The organism is Paucisalibacillus globulus, assembly GCF_900184735.1.
Classification (GTDB): Bacteria; Bacillota; Bacilli; order Bacillales; family Amphibacillaceae; genus Ornithinibacillus; species Ornithinibacillus globulus_B.
In genome coordinates this window covers 252,074-271,115 of sequence record NZ_LT855388.1, presented here as the reverse complement: position 1 = coordinate 271,115, position 19,042 = coordinate 252,074, and the positions used below count along the sequence as shown (strand labels likewise).

The 19,042-nt window shown below is 36.9% G+C and carries 20 protein-coding genes and 12 tRNA genes; 2 read left to right on the top strand and 30 right to left on the bottom strand.

Features of this window, described 5'->3' with window-relative positions:
- Positions 1-217 precede the first annotated feature (217 nt).
- The 14 genes from BN999_RS08590 to BN999_RS08530 all read right to left on the bottom strand — a co-directional run bounded on the left by BN999_RS08590 (position 218) and on the right by BN999_RS08530 (position 2,299).
- Positions 218-291, bottom strand: a tRNA-Ile gene (locus BN999_RS08590).
- A gap of 9 nt (positions 292-300) precedes the next feature.
- Positions 301-374: transfer RNA gene (locus BN999_RS08585), tRNA-Gly, on the bottom strand.
- 49 nt (positions 375-423) lie between these two features.
- Positions 424-497 (bottom strand) — tRNA-Pro (locus BN999_RS08580).
- A gap of 7 nt (positions 498-504) precedes the next feature.
- A tRNA-Arg gene (locus BN999_RS08575) sits at positions 505-581 on the bottom strand.
- Between the two features lie 76 nt (positions 582-657).
- Positions 658-741: transfer RNA gene (locus tag BN999_RS08570), tRNA-Leu, on the bottom strand.
- Between the two features lie 21 nt (positions 742-762).
- A tRNA-Leu gene (locus BN999_RS08565) sits at positions 763-847 on the bottom strand.
- Between the two features lie 10 nt (positions 848-857).
- Positions 858-933, bottom strand: a tRNA-Lys gene (locus BN999_RS08560).
- A 93-nt stretch (positions 934-1,026) separates the two neighbouring features.
- A tRNA-Gln gene (locus tag BN999_RS08555) sits at positions 1,027-1,101 on the bottom strand.
- Between the two features lie 10 nt (positions 1,102-1,111).
- Positions 1,112-1,188, bottom strand: a tRNA-Asp gene (locus BN999_RS08550).
- 23 nt (positions 1,189-1,211) lie between these two features.
- Positions 1,212-1,283: transfer RNA gene (locus tag BN999_RS08545), tRNA-Glu, on the bottom strand.
- Positions 1,284-1,292: 9 nt separating this feature from the next.
- Positions 1,293-1,383, bottom strand: a tRNA-Ser gene (locus BN999_RS08540).
- 3 nt (positions 1,384-1,386) lie between these two features.
- Positions 1,387-1,461 (bottom strand) — tRNA-Asn (locus tag BN999_RS08535).
- Between the two features lie 29 nt (positions 1,462-1,490).
- Positions 1,491-1,658 carry a hypothetical protein gene (locus BN999_RS20295; protein ID WP_176481918.1) on the bottom strand — a complete coding sequence of 56 codons (168 nt, stop codon included), beginning with the start codon at positions 1,656-1,658 and terminating at the stop codon, positions 1,491-1,493.
- A 185-nt stretch (positions 1,659-1,843) separates the two neighbouring features.
- On the bottom strand, positions 1,844-2,299 hold the full coding sequence (locus tag BN999_RS08530; protein ID WP_096270965.1) for a SprT family protein: 456 nt from the start codon (positions 2,297-2,299) through the stop codon (positions 1,844-1,846).
- A 281-nt stretch (positions 2,300-2,580) separates the two neighbouring features.
- On the opposite strand from BN999_RS08530, the gene BN999_RS08525 reads away from it, so the two are divergent.
- On the top strand, positions 2,581-4,062 hold the full coding sequence (locus BN999_RS08525) for a catalase (RefSeq protein WP_096270964.1): 1,482 nt from the start codon (positions 2,581-2,583) through the stop codon (positions 4,060-4,062).
- Positions 4,063-4,160: 98 nt separating this feature from the next.
- Here BN999_RS08525 and BN999_RS08520 read toward each other — a convergent pair whose 3' ends face one another.
- The 14 genes from BN999_RS08520 to acpS form a co-directional block, all read right to left on the bottom strand.
- Positions 4,161-6,329: a Tex family protein gene (locus BN999_RS08520; RefSeq protein ID WP_096270963.1), complete on the bottom strand. Its 2,169-nt coding sequence runs from the start codon at positions 6,327-6,329 to the stop codon at positions 4,161-4,163.
- A gap of 118 nt (positions 6,330-6,447) precedes the next feature.
- On the bottom strand, positions 6,448-7,038 hold the full coding sequence (locus BN999_RS08515) for a SpoIIE family protein phosphatase (protein WP_096270962.1): 591 nt from the start codon (positions 7,036-7,038) through the stop codon (positions 6,448-6,450).
- 5 nt (positions 7,039-7,043) lie between these two features.
- Positions 7,044-7,832 (bottom strand): RNA polymerase sigma factor SigB, encoded by a 789-nt coding sequence (sigB, locus tag BN999_RS08510; protein ID WP_096270961.1) that lies wholly within the window; start codon positions 7,830-7,832, stop codon positions 7,044-7,046.
- Positions 7,804-8,280, bottom strand: coding sequence for an anti-sigma B factor RsbW (rsbW, locus tag BN999_RS08505; protein ID WP_096270960.1), 477 nt, complete (start codon positions 8,278-8,280; stop codon positions 7,804-7,806). The genes sigB and rsbW overlap by 29 nt, the downstream gene beginning before the upstream one ends.
- Complete coding sequence (locus BN999_RS08500) at positions 8,281-8,613, bottom strand: anti-sigma factor antagonist (RefSeq protein WP_096270959.1); 333 nt, start codon at positions 8,611-8,613, stop codon at positions 8,281-8,283. It lies immediately after the preceding gene.
- Between the two features lie 80 nt (positions 8,614-8,693).
- Complete coding sequence (locus tag BN999_RS08495; RefSeq protein WP_096270958.1) at positions 8,694-9,704, bottom strand: PP2C family protein-serine/threonine phosphatase; 1,011 nt, start codon at positions 9,702-9,704, stop codon at positions 8,694-8,696.
- 96 nt (positions 9,705-9,800) lie between these two features.
- The gene (locus BN999_RS08490) at positions 9,801-10,202 is read right to left on the bottom strand and encodes an anti-sigma regulatory factor (protein WP_096270957.1); all 402 of its coding nucleotides are present in this window, start codon (positions 10,200-10,202) and stop codon (positions 9,801-9,803) included.
- Between the two features lie 3 nt (positions 10,203-10,205).
- Positions 10,206-10,562, bottom strand: coding sequence for an STAS domain-containing protein (locus BN999_RS08485; RefSeq protein ID WP_096270956.1), 357 nt, complete (start codon positions 10,560-10,562; stop codon positions 10,206-10,208).
- Positions 10,534-11,439 carry an RsbT co-antagonist protein RsbRA gene (locus tag BN999_RS08480; RefSeq protein ID WP_096270955.1) on the bottom strand — a complete coding sequence of 302 codons (906 nt, stop codon included), beginning with the start codon at positions 11,437-11,439 and terminating at the stop codon, positions 10,534-10,536. The genes BN999_RS08485 and BN999_RS08480 overlap by 29 nt, the downstream gene beginning before the upstream one ends.
- 181 nt (positions 11,440-11,620) lie before the next feature.
- Positions 11,621-11,980 carry a type II toxin-antitoxin system PemK/MazF family toxin gene (locus tag BN999_RS08475; RefSeq protein ID WP_096270954.1) on the bottom strand — a complete coding sequence of 120 codons (360 nt, stop codon included), beginning with the start codon at positions 11,978-11,980 and terminating at the stop codon, positions 11,621-11,623.
- Positions 11,981-11,983: 3 nt separating this feature from the next.
- Positions 11,984-12,268, bottom strand: coding sequence for a CopG family ribbon-helix-helix protein (locus tag BN999_RS08470; RefSeq protein ID WP_026908574.1), 285 nt, complete (start codon positions 12,266-12,268; stop codon positions 11,984-11,986).
- Positions 12,269-12,399: 131 nt separating this feature from the next.
- Entirely contained in the window at positions 12,400-13,563 is a 1,164-nt protein-coding gene (gene alr, locus BN999_RS08465; protein WP_096270953.1) for an alanine racemase, read from the bottom strand.
- Between the two features lie 657 nt (positions 13,564-14,220).
- Positions 14,221-15,246, bottom strand: a complete 1,026-nt coding sequence (locus BN999_RS08460) for a LolA family protein (RefSeq protein WP_096270952.1) — start codon at positions 15,244-15,246, stop codon at positions 14,221-14,223.
- Positions 15,247-15,590: 344 nt separating this feature from the next.
- On the bottom strand, positions 15,591-15,944 hold the full coding sequence (acpS, locus tag BN999_RS08455) for a holo-ACP synthase (RefSeq protein ID WP_096270951.1): 354 nt from the start codon (positions 15,942-15,944) through the stop codon (positions 15,591-15,593).
- A gap of 383 nt (positions 15,945-16,327) precedes the next feature.
- On the opposite strand from acpS, the gene BN999_RS08450 reads away from it, so the two are divergent.
- A complete protein-coding gene (locus BN999_RS08450) occupies positions 16,328-17,092 on the top strand; it encodes a rhomboid family intramembrane serine protease (protein ID WP_096270950.1) in 765 nt (254 codons plus the stop codon).
- A gap of 14 nt (positions 17,093-17,106) precedes the next feature.
- Here the strand turns inward: BN999_RS08450 and BN999_RS08445 are convergent, their stop codons facing one another.
- Together BN999_RS08445 and BN999_RS08440 are read right to left on the bottom strand one after the other, a co-directional pair.
- The gene (locus tag BN999_RS08445; protein ID WP_096270949.1) at positions 17,107-18,540 is read right to left on the bottom strand and encodes a PH domain-containing protein; all 1,434 of its coding nucleotides are present in this window, start codon (positions 18,538-18,540) and stop codon (positions 17,107-17,109) included.
- Positions 18,533-19,012: a PH domain-containing protein gene (locus tag BN999_RS08440; protein WP_096270948.1), complete on the bottom strand. Its 480-nt coding sequence runs from the start codon at positions 19,010-19,012 to the stop codon at positions 18,533-18,535. The genes BN999_RS08445 and BN999_RS08440 overlap by 8 nt, the downstream gene beginning before the upstream one ends.
- Positions 19,013-19,042: the final 30 nt, after the last annotated feature.

Below are 19,042 nucleotides of genomic sequence, written 5' to 3'. Positions count from 1 at the left end.
CTCTCCAAAAAAGTTTGTGTTTCTTAGCACTAAAAGCACGCTAGCTTTTAGAATTTCTTTTTAATAGAAAAAACAGGGTTGTTTTTTCTTACATACTGGTTGTTTTGTTCAGTTTTCAAGGAGCAAATACTTTTTTGCTGTTTTTTTGTGACAGCTTTTATATATTACCACGTTGACTATCTCATGTCAACAACTTTTTCATTCTTTTTTTGAATGATGGGCCTGAGTGGACTCGAACCACCGACCTCACGCTTATCAGGCGTGCGCTCTAACCAGCTGAGCTACAGGCCCATAATGTTATGGAGCGGGTGATGGGAATCGAACCCACGACATCAGCTTGGAAGGCTGGAGTTTTACCATTAAACTACACCCGCATATTTAATATAGAGAGGATTGCTAAATTTGATAAGAAACACTCTCGGATCGGGAAGACAGGATTCGAACCTGCGACCCCATGGTCCCAAACCATGTGCTCTACCAAGCTGAGCTACTTCCCGATTAAAATGGCGCGCCCGAGAGGAGTCGAACCCCTAACCTCTTGATCCGTAGTCAAACGCTCTATCCAATTGAGCTACGGGCGCATAAAAGCAACGTATTTAAATATAACATATCAAGCATGCAATTACAAGGAGTAATTAATGCATTTACTAGAACAAGTGCGGTCGAGAAGACTCGAACTTCCACGGGATTACCTCCCACTAGGCCCTCAACCTAGCGCGTCTGCCATTCCGCCACGACCGCATACGAAACAGAGTAACAATATGGTGCGGGTGAAGGGAGTCGAACCCCCACATCCGAAGATACTAGATCCTAAGTCTAGCGCGTCTGCCAATTCCGCCACACCCGCACATAAAAAATGGTGAGCCATGTAGGATTCGAACCTACGACCCTCTGATTAAAAGTCAGATGCTCTACCGACTGAGCTAATGGCTCATTTAGTTTAAAAATTCTAATGATGATTAAGCATCCGATTAGCCAAATTACTTTCCGACTTAAAGTTTGTTAAGCATCTCACAAACACAAAATTGGCTGGGCTACCAGGATTCGAACCTGGGAATGACGGGACCAAAACCCGTTGCCTTACCGCTTGGCTATAGCCCAACAAATTATATGGCGGTCCGGACGGGACTCGAACCCGCGACCTCCTGCGTGACAGGCAGGCATTCTAACCAACTGAACTACCGGACCTTTAAAGTTTTATTTGAAAAAAATGACCCGTACGGGATTCGAACCCGTGTTACCGCCGTGAAAGGGCGGTGTCTTAACCGCTTGACCAACGGGCCATATTAGAATGGCGGAGAAGGAGGGATTTGAACCCTCGCGCCGGTTACCCGACCTACACCCTTAGCAGGGGCGCCTCTTCAGCCACTTGAGTACTTCTCCATATGGCTCCACAGGTAGGATTCGAACCTACGACCGATCGGTTAACAGCCGATTGCTCTACCACTGAGCTACTGTGGAATAATAAAATTAGAAAACCAATCTTGCTTTTAAAAGCTAGTTCCACGATGTCGGACACCTGCATCTTCTAGCACATTCATGGATGTGTATGCTTCGGTGTTACTCGTAGCTGATTCGGTAGAAGTTATGCTCGTCTCTACCACTGAGCTACTGTGGAATAATAATTCAATTAAAAAATCAGCGACGAAAAATATCATACAATATATATTTTTCATTGTCAAGAGTTTTAATCTCTTTTTTAATCTAATTAAAATCGTCTTGTGTTTCATAAGACTTAATATAATTTAACACGGCATGTCCTATTTCGTCAATCTATTTTTTGCGTCAGAATTTATAAACTTTTCATCTCCCTATATTCTTCCTATATACTAGTCAAACAAGATTATGATACTTTCACCAATTTACCTCTACACTTACCACAACGATACCGTTTCAAGTCTACCCTTCTTTGACGCTTGTACACATAATTACAATTAATACATTTATATTGGTGCTTCTGTTTATCCATATTCGAGGAGAGGGGTTTACAGTGTCTAGGTGAACCCGTTAACCGTAATAATGCTTTAAATTCCGGATCCCCATGCTTATAACCTTTACCATCTATATGTAAATGATAATGACACAGTTCATGTTTAATAATCCCAACAAACTCATCTTCATCCGCTTCAACATAATATTTAGGATTCAGTTCAATCAATCTCTTAGATGGAAGATAACGTCCTCCTGTAGTACGAAGACGACTATTAAAAATAACTTCATCTATAAAAGCTTTCCCAAAGTATTCAATAGATATCTTATTAACTAGTTGGAACAGTTCTTTCTCACTTAACAATTTCATTTGCGAAAACTTCCTTTTGTTTTTTCTATTCATGTCTATTCTATAGTATATATAATCATCACAATAAAGTTATTTAAAATGATTATAATTAAAAATTGATTTTTATCTATAATCATTTATAATGTAGTTTAGGTATTGAAATAAAGTCCATTGAAAGGAGGATAGTCTAGCATACTTTTATCCTCATGATAGGATTTTTTTCCAAACTATCTATTTAGTATTCTTATAATTACTATGATACTATATTACATGTATTTTATATTACAGGAGGGACATATTCAATGAGTGAAAACAAGAAAAAACTTACTACTGCATTTGGTGCACCAGTACCAAATGATGATGATGTAAAAACTGCTGGTCCTAGAGGTCCACTATTAATGGAAGACTTCTGGTTCCTAGAAAAATTAGCACACTTCGATCGTGAAGTAATTCCTGAGCGTCGTATGCACGCTAAAGGTTCAGGTGCTTATGGTACATTTACTGTAACTCATGACATTACTAAATATACAAAGGCTGCTATGTTCTCCGAAGTAGGTAAGAAAACAGATATGTTCTTACGTTTCTCTACTGTTGCTGGTGAGCGTGGTGCTGCTGATGCTGAGCGTGATATTCGTGGTACAGCGTTAAAATTCTATACAGAAGAAGGCAACTGGGATTTAGTTGGTAATAACACACCGGTATTCTTCTTTAGAGACCCTAAACGTTTCCCTGATTTAAACCACGTTGTTAAGCGTGATCCTAGAACAAATATGCATAGTGCACAAGCTAACTGGGATTTCTGGACAGGTTTACCTGAAGCACTTCACCAAGTAACAATTGTAATGAGTGACCGTGGAATTCCTGCAACATATAGAAATATGCATTTATTCGGAAGTCATACTTATAGCTTAATTAATGCTGATAATGAGCGTGTATGGGTCAAATTCCACTTCCGTACACAACAAGGAATTAAGAATTTAACTGAGCAAGAAGCTGAAGCATTGATCGGTAAAGACCGTGAAAGTCACCAAAAAGATTTATATGAATCAATTGAAAATGGAGACTTCCCTAAGTGGACTCTTTACATTCAAGTAATGACAGAAGATGAAGCTAAAGAAGTACCATACAACCCATTCGACTTAACAAAAGTATGGCCTAAGGGAGACTTCCCTCTTATCGAAGTTGGGGAGCTAGAACTTAACCGTAACCCTGATAACTACTTTGAAGAAGTTGAGCAAGCAGCATTTGCTCCAACAAATATTGTTCCTGGTATTGGATTCTCACCAGATAAGATGCTTCAAGGACGTCTATTCTCTTATGGAGATACACAACGTTATCGTTTAGGTGTTAACCATTGGCAAATTCCTGTTAACTACCCTAAAAATGCGAAAAACTTCAACCCTTACCATCGTGATGGTGCAATGCGCGTTATTCCACATGGTAAAAATGTAACATATAGCCCGAATAGCTATGGTGAGTGGGAAGATAGTAAAGAGCATCAAGATCCACGTCAGCAACTAGCTGCAGATGTTGATTACTTTGATTTCCGTCAAGATGATGACAATTACTTCGAACAACCAGGTAACTTGTTCCGTCTTATGACTGCAGAAGAACAACAAAGATTGTTCCAAAACACTGCTAGCAACATGCAAGGTACAACGAAAGAAGTACAACTAAGACATATCAACCATTGCTACAAAGCTGACCCTGCTTATGGTGAAGGTGTAGCAAACGCTCTTGGAATCTCCATGAGTGAAGTTGAAGCTGCTAGTGACGTTGAGTAATCTCAAAATTATAACGTAACCACCTGCTTGGCATTCAGGGCAAGATGTGGTTATTCTAAAAAAAGCGCCGCAGGAAAAATCTCCTGCGGCGCTTTTTCTTAGTTATCATTCACCATCGATAATGCAACTCTACCTTTATTCACATCAACACTTTCCACCCAAACTGTTACAACATCACCAACTGATGCAATATCCATTGGATGTTTAACAAAGGAGTTCGACATTTTTGAGATATGAACTAGTCCATCCTGTTTTACACCAACATCTACAAAAACTCCAAAATCGACAACATTACGTACAGTACCTTGTAATTCCATTCCTGGTTTTAGGTCCTCTAAAGACAACACATTCTTTTTAAGTAACGGTTGTGGGAATTCATCACGCGGATCACGTTCTGGCTTACTTAACGCTTCAATGATATCTTCTAAAGTCGGTTCCCCGATTCCGAGTTGAGTAGCCATATCTTTTTTATCCAATGTATTTAACTTCCCTCTTAATTTATCAGAACCGATGTCGTCTATTTTACAGTCAAGCATAGCTAACAATTGCTCTGTATGGCTATAACTCTCCGGATGAATTGGTGTACGGTCAAGCGGGTTATCTCCATCAATTATACGCAAGAACCCTATAGCTTGTTCGTATGTTTTAGCACCAAGTCTAGGAATCTTTTTTAATTGTTTTCGGTTAGAAAACTTACCATTCTCATTTCTTAACTTTACAATATTTCCAGCTACAGTCTTACTCAGACCTGAAACATATTGAAGTAATGATCTTGAAGCTGTGTTAACATTAACACCAACCTGGTTAACTGCTGTCTCAACTACAAAGGTTAATGATTCATTTAATGCCTTTTGTCCAACATCATGCTGGTATTGTCCAACACCAATTGATTTAGGATCAATTTTCACTAATTCAGCTAGTGGGTCTTGTACACGTCTAGCAATGGAGGCTGCACTTCTTTCCTCTACTTGCAAATCAGGGAATTCTTCTCTTGCAAGTTCAGATGCAGAATAAACACTTGCTCCGGCCTCATTTACGATAATATATGGAAGATCCAAGTCATTCTTCGTGATGACATCTGAAATAAACTGCTCTGTTTCTCTTGAAGCTGTACCATTTCCAATAGCAATTAATTCCACTGAATACTTCTTTAAAAACCCTAATACTATTTTTTCAGCACCCACTATATCGTTTCTTGGTGCAGTTGGATACATTACTCCTACATCATGCAATTTACCCGTTTCATCAATAACAGCTAATTTACATCCTGTTCGGAATGCTGGGTCTACTCCAAGTACTGTTCTTCCTTTAAGCGGAGGTTGCAATAATAAGTTCTTTAGATTGGTTGCAAAGACAGAAATAGCTTGTTCTTCTGCCTTCTCAGTTAATGATGTTCTAATTTCACGCTCAATGGAAGGTTCAATCAAACGTTTGTAAGAATCTTCTATTGCCGCCCTTAACAATTCCATTATTTCGTTAGTTGTTCGTTGTTTAATAACTTTTCTTTGCAAGTACTCCACTATCGATTCCACAGGTGGAACAACAGAAACTTTTAATACTTCTTCTTTCTCCCCACGGTTTAACGCAAGTATTCGGTGTGCAACAATGGACCTGACCGCTTCACTATAGTCATAGTACATTTCATATACACTTTTCTCATCTTTCTCTTGTTTCTTAACTTCAGATTGAATTAATCCTCGTTTAAAAGTCTGATTACGAATGTACTCTCGATATTCTGGTTCATCTGATATCTTTTCTGCGATAATATCATTTACTCCAGCTAACACTTCTTCGGTGGTGTTTAATTCATGTTCTTCGGATAAATATTTCTCTGCTTCTTTTTTGATATCTATATTTTCCTGTTTCCAGATTAACTCTGCCAAAGGTTCTAATCCCTTTTCCTTAGCAATTGTCGCCTTTGTTCTTCTTTTTTGTTTATATGGTCTGTACAAGTCTTCAACTCGTTGAAGCTGAGTTGCCTTTCTAATTTCACTTTCTAATTCCGGCACAAGCTTTCCTTGTTCATCAATTAGACGAATTACTTCCTCTTTTCTCTGAGCTAAGTTGGAAGCATACTGCCATTTATCCTGTACAGCTTTTATTTGTACCTCATCAAGTCCACCCGTTACCTCTTTACGGTAACGAGCAATAAATGGTACCGTATTTCCTTCTTCTAATAAGTTAATTACCTTATGTACAATATTCGTTTGAATGGATGTTTCTTTTGAAACCCACTGAGCCAATTCTTGATTTAATGTTTCTGACATCGAGCGTTCCTCCTTTACACAAGTTCTATTCTACCAAAAAAGCAACTTAAATCCCACATTAGTAGGAAAGGAAGCCTTTCGGGACGCAATAACACGTTCCCTCAGGCTTCCTTTCGCTTTAATTATGCTTATATTGTATGGCAATTAATGTTGTATCATCTTTCCGTTTTTCTTTACTCTTTAATGCAAAATTTTTAGTGATTCTCTCAACATCTTTTTCATAAAAATATCTCTCAGTGAGTTCTTTACTCGTTACGCCATCTGTATACATGACGAAATTCATCTCATTTTCCAGTGGCTCTTGAACCACTTTAAACTTTCTATTAAATCCAGCTAAGTAGCCAGCGTTCGGAACACTTCGCTTCCTAGTATTTCCACCAGTAATGGTCATAACACCAACATTACCAATAGATGAGATGGAGTAATTATTTGACCGATAATCAATCTTCAAAATAGCGAGGACCGTACCACGCTTACCAATTAGTTTTTCATTGCATTTCTTCACTAGTTCTTCCACAGGAGAATGATAATTTTCCTTAATGATATCAATCACAATCTTGGAAGATTCTTTAGCAAACTCTCCACTTCCCAATCCATCCGCTAATGCACAGATAAATTCATTCTCGGTCTCTCTATAGAAGTAACTATCACCACACTCATTATTACCATTTTTAGCTTCCTGAAATACTGCTACTTTAACTCGATTCATAGATTTTATAATACCTCCGCACTGTCTGAATTTATTGCTTCACGGAGTTTCTTTAACGATCTACGTTGTAAACGTGAAACATGCATCTGTGATATTCCTAATAGTTCTCCAGTTTCTTTTTGACTCATATTTTGAAAATAAGTACAGCGGATAATTTCTTGCTCTCGTTCAGTTAATAGTGGAAGAATTTTTTCTAAGAGCATTTTGAGGTCAATTTGCGAATATCCATCATCATTAGAGCCAATCATATCTAACAAAGCAATGGTACTGCCATCTGAGGTACCTTCAATACTTCGATCAACGGACAGAGCTTTATAGCTTTTATTCATTTCCATTGTTTCTAATATTTCTTCCTCAGAGACAGATAAGTATTCTGCAATTTCTGTTACAGTCGGTGACTTTTGGTTTTTGGTGGTTAATTCATCTATTGCCTTTTTAATCTTAGGTCCTAATTCTTTAATTCTTCTCGGTACGTGAACACTCCAAGTCTTATCACGAATAAATCTCTTTATTTCTCCAACGATAGTAGGGATGGCAAATGATTCGAATGTCTTACCATACGTAGGATCAAATCTCTTTATAGCCGCTAATAGACCAATCATTCCGACTTGAACTAGATCTTCATGAATCATACTATTTTTAGAATACTTTCTGGCAATGGACTCGACTAAATCTTTGTAGGTTAGGATTATTTTCTGTTGAACTTCTTCATTTAAAGGGTCCTGTTGAAGTTGTTCAATCCACTGGTAAACCTCATCTCTTCCCTTATTGTCCGGTTGAGACGTGGTCGTCATTTAACTCCACCCCTAGTTTTTCAAGGTACTTTGTCATAAGGACAATTACACCTGAATTATTATTTATTTCAACCTTATCCATTAATGTATTAATTAAAAATAATCCAAAACCTCCCTCACGAAGGTTTTCCACTGATTCATTACTATCGTATGGTCCAATTTTCGCCTTTACTTCATTTAAATTAAAACTACCACCATGGTCTGCTACCATTATCTCTAATCGTTCCTCATACACTCCAAAACCTATGGTAACAACCCCATTTTCCTTTTCACTGTATGCATGATTAACAACATTAGTAACTGCTTCAGAAATAGAAATCTTCAAATCTTCAATTTCTTCATAAGAAAAACCCATGCGGTTAGCTATACCTGAAACACTTAATCTAATGACCCCAACATATTCAGGCTTTGCAGGAAAACTCATCTCAATAAAATCAAACGATTCCATTTATTCATTCACACCTCGAATCGTAGTGTTTAGATCAATAATCTTGTGTAATCCGGTTATTTGAAACAAACGAAGGACTCTTTCATGCAGATTAACGAGCAATAATTTACTTTCATGCTCTTTGGATAATTTCAAGGCATTTACAAATACTCCCAGGCCTGTAGAATCCATATAATTTACATGTTCTAAATCAACTTCAATTATTCTTCCCTTTATTTCTGTAATTGGGAGCAAAGCATCCTTTAACTTTGGCGCTGTATAAACATCAATTTCTCCTGATAAATGAACAATAGACTTATTGGTCTTCTCATCTATTTGGATTTGTAGATTCATAGTTATCCCCCCAAAACACCCATTATAAAGAATCACAGATTTTTAATGCGTATTTGTCTTGTTCCCGATATCAGTAAACATTAAACCACTTTTTTTAAAATTACTAATGTAAAATCATCTCGTAATTGAAAGTTTTGGATTCGTTCAAAATATCGATAAACATGATTAACAATATCTTGGGCAGGTAAATGCATATACGTCTTAATAACTTCTAGTAACTCATCTCGTTCGATGAATGTATCACCCTTACGGCATTCTGTTACACCGTCTGTTAACAAAATAACCATATCGTCTTTTTCAATATCTATTTCAGACTGTACATAGGTTGTATCTGGGTCAACTCCTAGCACTAATCCTTTTGCTTCAAATTCATGAAAACTTTTCGTCTTATTACTATAGTAGAATCCTGGTTCATGTCCTGCGGAAGAGTAGTATAATTTACCAGTATCGGGTTTATATTGTGCATAGAACATAGTAATGAACATACTCGGATCGACATTTCTTTCTACGACTCTATTAAGACTCGCTAAAATAGCATTCGTAGACATTTCGCTCTCAGGAAAACTATCCATTGCATATTTAATCATTGACATAGATAGCGCCGCTGGGATTCCCTTTCCAATAATATCAGCAATTGCAATACTAATAGCCCCATCTTTTCCTTTAACAAAATGATGGTAGTCACCATTCATTTGATTCGCAGGGACACTAATTACACCAATATCTAATTCATCCGTATTTGGTACTTCGGATTGCATAAGCATACTTTGCATTCCGGCAGCGACATCAATCTCTGACTTAATCCTAAGTTGCTTTTCTCGAAGTAGTTGATACTCTTGGTGTGCCAAACCATACGCAATCATTGCCTCTAATAGAAAGTTCATAGAAAGCTGAATTTGGTCCTGTATTTCAGGATATATTTCTAACAGAGATTGAATATGCAAGTGAACGATCTCTTCTGGTGAAATTTGATTCTTAATAAAAGATTTAGAAACTTGTTCTGCACCATAAAGAGCTTGCTCATCCCTTGTTTCTATATATCTCTTTAAGAAGTCAGTATAGCTTTTAGCATCTAAATCCTTCGTATCCATAGTGGCCTCTCCTATTCTTTTATAAGGAACTTCATGTAAAGTTTTTATACGTTGTTAAACAATGATGAATCAAGAAGCATATTAATTCAGATGATTTTATCTAACCCATTTGGTTGTGACAATCCTGGTTCCGTGGCCCACCTCAGATTCCATATCGAAGTCATCCATTAATCTTCTAACACCAGGAAGACCTGCACCAAGACCTCCAGATGTCGTATATCCGTCTTGCATAACCAAACTTAAATCTTCAATTCCTGGTCCGGAATCTGTTGCGACTATAGTCATCCCTTTTTGTTCTAATGTTTCAACTATTTCAAAACATATCTGGCCTTCACCAGCATAGAGATATATATTTCTAGCAAGTTCAGATATAGCTGTTGTAATACGTGCTTGGTCAACAGTTCCAAAGCCTAACTGTTTTGCAATTTCACGTCCCATTTGGCGGGCAGCAACAATATCCCACTCTTTTTGAATCGATACACAGGATTGGGAGTTCATCGACTATTCCCCCAATTCCTGATGTAGTTTAATCAAGCCTTGTTCGAGATCCAAAGCAGTTGGAACATTTCGCATATGAATTCCTAGTTCAATTAAGGTCATGGCAACTGCTGGCTGAATTCCAGTCAATACAACTTTAGCCCCCATAAGGTCTGACATCGAAACTACGTCACCTAACACCTTTGCTATAAAAGAGTCTATTACTTCAACTGAGGTTAAATCGATTACTACACCGGTAGCTTCAGTCCGATGGATTTGCTTTAATAAATCCTCTTGAAATTGTATCGCTGTTTGGTCATCTAACTCAGTTTGAATGGATATCAATAAATAGTTATGTAGTTTTAGGATTGGTATTCTCAAGACCCTCGTTCACCCCTTTATCTATGCCTAACAAATCCTCAATACTCTCAGATTTGTTATCTGTTTCTATAATGGACTTATTCGTTATTTCAAGTGCTAGCATAAATCCTTTTTTTAGTGTACTTTTGGTTGGTAAGTTGGAGAAATTTATTCCTAAATTAACAATTGTTTGTGCTATCTCAGGACGGATTCCAACGAGTATACATTTTGCTCCCAATAAACGTACGGCTTCAGTTGCTTGAAATAAGTGATGTGCTACCATCGTATCTACAACTGGTACACCCGTAATATCAATTAATACAACTTCTGCATTATGACGCATGACACCTTCAAGCAGATTTTCCATGATGAATTTAGCACGCTCTGTGTCAATCGTTCCAATCAATGGCATAATGGTGATATTATCCATCACCGGTATTAGTGGCGCAGATAATTCCTGCAAAGCAATTCGTTGCAGGGAAACAACTTGCTCCCAACTTACGGAGTATTCATTAACTAATTGTCTAATGATTGGTTCCACCCAAGAATCAACATTACTAATTATTTCTGTCGCAATGTCTCCATCTACATCTTCTAGTTTCGCAAGGATGGTATTAACGCTAACTTTACGGAACACTAATAAGCCATCAATAATATAGCTTAATGGCCATCCTAATTGAATGATTCGATCTGAAAAGTCTTTAATTACTTTCGTAGAGCCATTCCCTCTGATACTTTGAATAATAACATTAACAAATTCATGGTTATTACTATCATACAACTCAGTTGAAATCTCTTCTGTATAGTTTACACTTTTTAGCAGATTTATCTCTTTCAACCATTCTTGAATTATTTCATCACTATTTTCAATAGCGATGTCTCGTAAATCCCTTTTCATGAGAAACCTCCGATTAAAAATATTATAAATATTGTCACATGATATGTATATTATTGCAAACAAATTCTAATACAAAAGTTTGATTGTTATGAATATATAAGATTACTTAAATACTTGAATCGTTACTCACGCATTTATTAGACATCAAAAAACTCATAGCTTATTTATAAACTATGAGTTCTTAATGTCCATACATATCCTTAAGCCCGAGACTTATTTCTAATGCATGATTTATTTTTTGCATCATGACGTCATCTAACTTTGTAATTTTATCTGTTAGTCGCTGTTTATCTAATGTTCGAATCTGCTCTAAAAGTATCACAGAATCTCTATCGAACCCATATCGCTTTGCATTTATCTCCACGTGAGTAGGTAATTTTGCTTTTTGGATTTGGGCGGTGATTGCAGCAACAATTACAGTTGGGCTGAATCGATTTCCAATATCATTTTGGAGGATCAATACTGGACGAACGCCCCCTTGTTCTGAACCGACCACAGGGGATAAGTCAGCGAAATACACTTCGCCTCTTTGAACAATCAAATTCTACACCCCGATCACAGAGCGCTCTAGAGTAATTTCAGCCTCCTCTTCAGCCTGAAATGCTTCTGAAGCAATAGAGAGATTGATTCGTGCCATTTCTTGATAGCCTTTTTGCATGGATTTATAAAAGTTTTGGATATACTCTTCTTTTTTAGATTCTAGATAAGTCCTAGTAGCCTGACAAATGATATCACTTAGATCCTTGTTTTCTTTTTTCACTAATCCATCCACCTCATTTAGTAGGTTTTTCGGTAGCCGTACCATAACTTCTTGTAAGCTCTCTGACAAAACCAAGCACCTCCGCCAACTGCTGAACGATCGTTACTTTTCTGCATTTAATCAAATTTAATAATATCATTGTCTACCTCTAATTGCAAAGGCTTATCAGCAATTTCCCTGAAAAAAATTAGGTTATCAGCCTATAATTTTGGATTCTTGATTTCGCCCCTGCTATTTTTTCCATTTTCTACATATATTCTTGGCACTCTTTCATTAATCATACAAGGTACTTCATAATTGATGGTATCCAAGTAATCTGCTACTTCGTCCATTTCTATTATCTCGTTTCCTTGTTCACCGATTAACGTTACTTTTGTGCCAATCACTATTTCTTCATCCAATCTAATCATCAATTGATCCATGCATATCCGGCCAACAATTGGCATTCTCCTACCATTTACCAGAACACTCATACCCTGTAAATGTCTACTCCAACCATCTCCATATCCAATTGGAACTGTCCCTATCCATTCATCCTTTTCAGCGATGTAGGTTCTTCCGTAGCTAATAGAATCACCTTTTGCAATTTTTTTCACATGAACCAACCGGCTGTGTAAAGAAAATGCAGGTAGTAATTCTACTCGGTTTTCAGCCCTAACATCGTTTGAAGGATACAACCCATACATGGATATGCCAAATCTAATGGAATTATGCATGCTTTCTGGAAAGCGTAAGGATGCAGCACTATTGCCGATATGAACCGTTACGTCTTTCGTATAATGTTGTTTAAAGATAGATAACAATTCTTCCAGTCTTTTGATTTGCTCTTCATAAAATACTAATTCCTTTTCGTCAGCTGTTGCAAAATGGGTAAAAATACCGGTTAACTGGATATTCTTATTGTTATCTATTTCCTTTATAAGGTTTATTAATTCATCTGTGGAACGTATTCCTATTCTCCCCATGCCTGTATCTAACTTAATATGAGTATTAAGGGGATGTTCAAACTGATATTGGTTTAGTTCTTCTAGCCATTTTTTTTGGAAAATGGGTAAAGTAATGTTATGTCGAGCGGCTAATGGTGCATGCTTTGCTGGGACATAGCCTAAAACTAGGATTGGTGCATTAATGGACGCTTCTCTAAGAATCATAGCTTCTTCTAAAATAGCTACTGCTAATGCAGTTGCTCCTGATTCTAGTGCTTTTTTTGCTACTGAAACCATTCCGTGTCCATAAGCGTTTGCTTTTACGACGGCAATGATATTTGTCTCTTGCGGTAGTATTTCCTTTATTTGCGTAATATTATGTTTGATAGCGTCTAGATTTATTTCTACCCAAGTTTCTCGGTACATTTCACCTACCACAAGCTATTACTCCCTTCAAATTTCCCTATAATTTTATATAGATTCTCTAACCATACTCGTAGTACGAATAACAATGCATTTAGATAGCGCACCATACCCGCTACGGAAACACACTCCGCTTTTACTGCCAGCACAGGGGCGACATCTGTTCGAAAGTACCTCACAGTGTCTACCTTGCCGCGGGCGGCTGGTGAGCCTCGGGCCAACAGGATGTTGGTCACAAAGGCGTTGCCTCAGGATGAGGCGTTCCTAGCCTTTGAACCCCTATTTCTCCCGCAGGACAATGGTTTTCGGTGGGGCGAGTAATCGCAGTCCCAAGGAACGCTACGAAAGCGATACATCGCACGCAGAAAAAGTGATTTTCTTTTTCAAGGAGTCTCCGTGTATTTCCTTCGCTGGGATAGAGTTTGAAAAATAAAAGCACAATTTAAAACCAAAACATCATTTAAATGCCAACTGAAGCTAAAAAAATAAACTGGCGCTGACAGTGAAAGCAGAGTATTCTCCCGGAGCGGTGTTTTACCGCTAAACTAATTGATTATCGGATAACATACAGTAGTTACTGCATAGTTTTTATCAATAGCAACAAATTATATTGATATCAATATTATAAAACAAAAAGCAGACTCTATCTATGAGCCTGCCCAATTTTGGGTTTTATTTTACTTCTTGTCCTTGTACGGATTGTGCTACTTCGATTAATTCTTCTCTTGTTAATTCATCACTTGCTAAGTAGAAGTTCATGCCGTTGTAGTCCCACTCTACCGAGTTATCCGATAATGCTCCGACAGCTCCAAATCCTAGGTTGACAATATCACCATTTACTTCCACAGGGGAAGATAATGTTTCTACTACATTCATTTTCTCCTGAACAAGAGTGAAGTTCTTTTCACCTGTAAACGTAGAAATAATACGTTTACCATTTTCTAAGTCAACTTCCATACGATCTGTTAATTCAGCACCTATTGTTTCAATTGGTACCATTACTTGCAGTTCATCAGTCACACCATCACCGGAAGTTGGTACATCTTCTGGTGTTGTTGAGCTTGCCATATTTTGATCAATCTCAAAATCTTTATCTTTGAAGCTTGGATCTAACTCAAAGCTATTAAATTTCACTTCAACAACGGTATTTCCATCTGTATCTAAAATCTTAACTAAGGTAGGGGTGTACTTTTCCTTATCAAAATATATTTCCTGATAAGGCAAACTGTTGTTACTTTGATAATTTGTTCTCGCCTTAAAGATGTAGTGATTATCATCTGTAGTGAATTCTGCTTCTTCATCTCCAGAGATATCTTCTACTAGAGATTGATATAAGTACGGTTGACTGCTATTTTCTGGCCATTCTGATTGGAATTTAAAGCTCTTTTTTAATTCTGGTGTTAAAACAAATACACCATCTTTGTTTTTAAGAATGATTTGTCCACCTTTATCATCCTTGTTACTAGAGAGTGACACTCGATAGAAGTCTTCTTTCTTATGCCATACATCAATTTTAAACAATTGTTCTTCTTGTCCAGTATTCATTTTCATTTCTACATTTGCTTTATAGCCTGTTAAATCTTCTACGTTTTCGCCTAGCTTTTTAACAACATCTTCCTGTGACTTTTCACCACAAGCTGCTAATACTAACACGATACCAAATACAAATATCATCCATAAACGTGATTTTTTTATCATGGACATATCTCCCTTGTCTAAAATTACAAACCTAACTGATTAGGTTTTTTACGATTTATACAAAGGGAACTTCACCGAAAGAATTTACGTTAGACCATTTTTCCCAATAGCTAAGACAATAATATCATCCTTTATATATTCCACCCTCTCCTTTGTTTTCTGCTTTTTTGGTAATAATCGTTCCTTAATCCTCTTGATTAATCAGTATTGTCTAATTGGTTCATGGTCTAAATTTTGATTCTTATTTTGCGGTGAAATAACTATAGCTTGTTCCCTCCTGCCCGCAATAAAATATATGAGACAACCTTGTTATTTATGCAGAAGATAAGCTATTAACTATTAAATTAGATTTCCAGTATTACTTGTGCGACTGCATATTCTCTACTATGGGTAATGGAGACAAAAATATTCATGTCCTCTGTTATATTGGCTTCGATAAATGGAGCACCGTGTTCATCGTTAAGAATCGTAATGTCTTGAAAGCTTAAGCTCCCTATTCCTGTTCCCATAGCTTTTGAAAAAGCTTCCTTGGCAGCGAATCTCCCTGCAACAAATTCTACTTTTCTAGTATCATGCTGTAAATTAGCATAGTTCTTTTTTTCCTTATCTGTTAATATTCGATTGATAAAGCGATCGTTTTCCATGCTTTTCTTTATTCTTTCTAGCTCGATAATATCGATACCAATTCCTTTAATCATGATGCATTTCCCCTTACAATTAAATTTAACGCGAATATATTTTCAGTAATATAACTATTATAGTAATCTGATAGTGAACATACTATTTATCATAACCTAATTACTTTTTACAATAAGTTATTTTCTAAAAGATTGTTGTTATTCCATAAGTTTTATCTAACAAATAGTAGATAGAAACTGCGCGGTAACTTAGGATTTTGAGTGAGCATCATACCGCTACGGAAAGCGGAGTATTCTGCCGGAACGGTATCGTTCCACTATCCCCCTTTAATTATGAGGGTTAATAGTATATTACCGCGCAGTTTCTAATCTAAATAACAACAAACTATACAAAACAACCTTACAATACTTTGATAATACCCTATTAGAAAGTGGGAATAAAAATGTTTATTCGTAATGAAAGAAGTGTTAAGGAGTTTATTCAATATTATCCCGTCGTTTCAACTATTGTCATCATTCATATTGCTATTTGGTTTCTATATGATGTTTTGCCAATTGGAATAATGGACCGTTTATATAGTCTAGGTGTGGGATACCATTATGAAATTCATAATGGGGAATACTGGCGATTTATCACTCCAATTATCCTACACGGCGGAACCATGCATATGTTGTTTAATTCATTTTCACTGGTCCTTTTCGGTCCTGCTCTAGAGAAAATGTTAGGTAAATTTAAATTTATCTTGGCTTACCTTGGTGCTGGGACATTAGCAAACATCGCAACGTTTTTCATTAATCCATCAAATGCATTCGCTCACGTTGGAGCCTCTGGGGCGATATTTGGGTTGTTTGGAATATATGTGTTTATGGTAGTTTTTCGGAAGCAATTAATTGATGCGGGGAGCGCTCATATAATCAAGGTTATTTTAATTATCGGTCTTATCATGACCTTCATCCGACCAGGGATTAACATCTATGCTCATGTACTCGGATTTGCTGCAGGTTTTTTGATAGCCCCTCTTGTTCTTGGTAATGCTCGTCCTTATTATCCAGGGCAATACCAGCGGAGATATGAAGACGATGGAGAAATACACTTTGATCCTAACCGTTGGAAGAAAAGAAGGTCTTTTAGAAGAGGAAAGATAAATCCACTGTGGGTCATTATAGTGGTACTTGTAGTAATTGGGCTTTTAAACTATCTTTTGTAAAACACGAGGGGGGGTTAACCCCCTCGATAAGAATACCAACTTTCCAATTCTTCGACAGTTTGTTCATCTAGCTCTTTGATATGATAATGCTTACCTGTTCCCATCTTCCCAATAATTGATAACTGTACTGTTGCTAGATGTTCTTTTCGATGAAGGAAATGTTGTTTTTTGTTAAATGCTTGTATTCGTTTATGATTTATAATCATGGTCACTTTACTAAAAATTCTGTAGGAAAGAGATATTCTTTTCCCATCAATAAAAATACCTGAATCCTTATATTGTAGATAGCCTAACAAAATACTTAAGACCACTAATACAACCGGAATCCAAGCGAACTGCGGAATAATTATCATTACAGCAATTAACAGCAATAAGGTTGGTAAAGTAGAACGAACAAGATAATACTTCATAGATCGTTTTGGCAATCGGGTTATCTCACTTTGATTCGTTACGTACTCTGGTAGAAACTTCTCTAAGAAAGCATCCACTTCTCCTATTTCCATTAAAGGAAACAATACAGTTGAAAACTGTTCTCCTTTTTCATTGGATCCTCCGGCAATTTCTGCAATAACCGTTGTAAATCCAAGTGGTTGCCTGACTATGTTTTCAACATGCCCAACTGCTTGGATACGTTTTAAAGGTATTGTGATATGTTTCTTTTCTAGCAGTCCACAGGTAATCACAATATCCTCATTGACCTTTGAAATGTTGAAGTTCCAGTATTTAATCATGGTTCCTGCAATACCAATTATCCATAGTAAGAATAAGATAGCTACAATCATTACCGCTAAAATTATTAACCCTAGCCCAACAACCCAACTGTATGCCTGATTATAAAAATCCGTTGGTATAAATCGCTCTAATTCCGAGAACGCAGCACCACCTAATGCAAGAAGTACTCCAATTCTCCCTGATGTTGCACCTGCGATTAATAATCGCTTCCTGGAAATAGATTCTGATGGTGTTCTTACTTCAATTTCTTCTTCATTTTCCGCAAGTTCTACTTTTACTACTGTTTTAAGTTCTTTCCGTAACGCTTCTCCCTGAACTAGTGTAACAGCATTTAATGATGCTTCCGCTTCTGCACCAGTTCCAGCTGTTTCAATTTCTACTTTAACCAATTTGAAGATACGGTGTAGAATATTTTGGGTTAAGTCAATTGATTGGATTCTATTCTTGGAAATGTATCTTTTTTTTCGAACTAATATTCCATACTCGAGTCGTAACTCATCCTCTTCAATTCGATAGGTATAGGTAAATCTACGCCAAGAAAGAAAACTTGCAATAAACAGGATGGTAAATAGAGCAATTTCACCTAGAATAGCGTATATAAGATGAATATCGTTTAACGTAACAAAAATTATTACAATGAAAAACACGGAATACCTTATTCCATTTAGTAAATTAAAAATCACTGTGGCAGGATGTAGTCTTTTCGGTTCAGACATCGTCTTCATCCACCCTTGCTAATGCAGAAATCTTATCCCTTAAATCAGATGCCACCTCATTAGAGAGCGCTGGTATTTGATGTGTTGTTGCAGCTGTTGAAATGGAGACACTGGCCAAATCAAACTTTTTCAAAATGGGACCTTGCTCTGTTTCTACATGTTGTACACGGATCATTGGAATTAACGTACGTGATACGATTAGAATGCCATGTTGAATATAAATTTCTTGTTCAAACACCTCATAACGCCATCTCTTCCAACGAAGCTTTGGGAATAAGAATACAAAAAAGTATGTACTAACAACACTTATTGCAAGTAGAATCCAAACGATCCATATGGGAAAATCAATAACGAAATGCAATACTAGTCCCACAATCGTAATAATCCATAGAATTGCCTCGTAAAGTACAGCTGTAATACGCCATGCCTTTATAGCATCATGTGATATGGTATGTATTGGTGGCTTTCTCACTTTTCTTCCCCCTAAAATTTGCTAAAGAAA

Coding starts and splice junctions, on each gene's coding strand:
- BN999_RS08490 (WP_096270957.1), bottom strand. CDS start 10,202: ATGAACTCCCAATCCTGTGTATCGATTCAAAAAGAGTGGGATATTGTT.
- BN999_RS08525 (WP_096270964.1), top strand. CDS start 2,581: ATGAGTGAAAACAAGAAAAAACTTACTACTGCATTTGGTGCACCAGTA.
- BN999_RS08480 (WP_096270955.1), bottom strand. CDS start 11,439: ATGAAAAGGGATTTACGAGACATCGCTATTGAAAATAGTGATGAAATA.
- BN999_RS08515 (WP_096270962.1), bottom strand. CDS start 7,038: ATGAATCGAGTTAAAGTAGCAGTATTTCAGGAAGCTAAAAATGGTAAT.
- BN999_RS20295 (WP_176481918.1), bottom strand. CDS start 1,658: ATGATATTTTTCGTCGCTGATTTTTTAATTGAATTATTATTCCACAGT.
- BN999_RS08495 (WP_096270958.1), bottom strand. CDS start 9,704: ATGGATACGAAGGATTTAGATGCTAAAAGCTATACTGACTTCTTAAAG.
- rsbW (WP_096270960.1), bottom strand. CDS start 8,280: ATGGAATCGTTTGATTTTATTGAGATGAGTTTTCCTGCAAAGCCTGAA.
- BN999_RS08520 (WP_096270963.1), bottom strand. CDS start 6,329: ATGTCAGAAACATTAAATCAAGAATTGGCTCAGTGGGTTTCAAAAGAA.
- BN999_RS08445 (WP_096270949.1), bottom strand. CDS start 18,540: ATGTCTGAACCGAAAAGACTACATCCTGCCACAGTGATTTTTAATTTA.
- acpS (WP_096270951.1), bottom strand. CDS start 15,944: ATGATTAAAGGAATTGGTATCGATATTATCGAGCTAGAAAGAATAAAG.
- BN999_RS08450 (WP_096270950.1), top strand. CDS start 16,328: ATGTTTATTCGTAATGAAAGAAGTGTTAAGGAGTTTATTCAATATTAT.
- BN999_RS08530 (WP_096270965.1), bottom strand. CDS start 2,299: ATGAAATTGTTAAGTGAGAAAGAACTGTTCCAACTAGTTAATAAGATA.
- BN999_RS08460 (WP_096270952.1), bottom strand. CDS start 15,246: ATGATAAAAAAATCACGTTTATGGATGATATTTGTATTTGGTATCGTG.
- BN999_RS08500 (WP_096270959.1), bottom strand. CDS start 8,613: ATGAATCTACAAATCCAAATAGATGAGAAGACCAATAAGTCTATTGTT.
- sigB (WP_096270961.1), bottom strand. CDS start 7,832: ATGACGACCACGTCTCAACCGGACAATAAGGGAAGAGATGAGGTTTAC.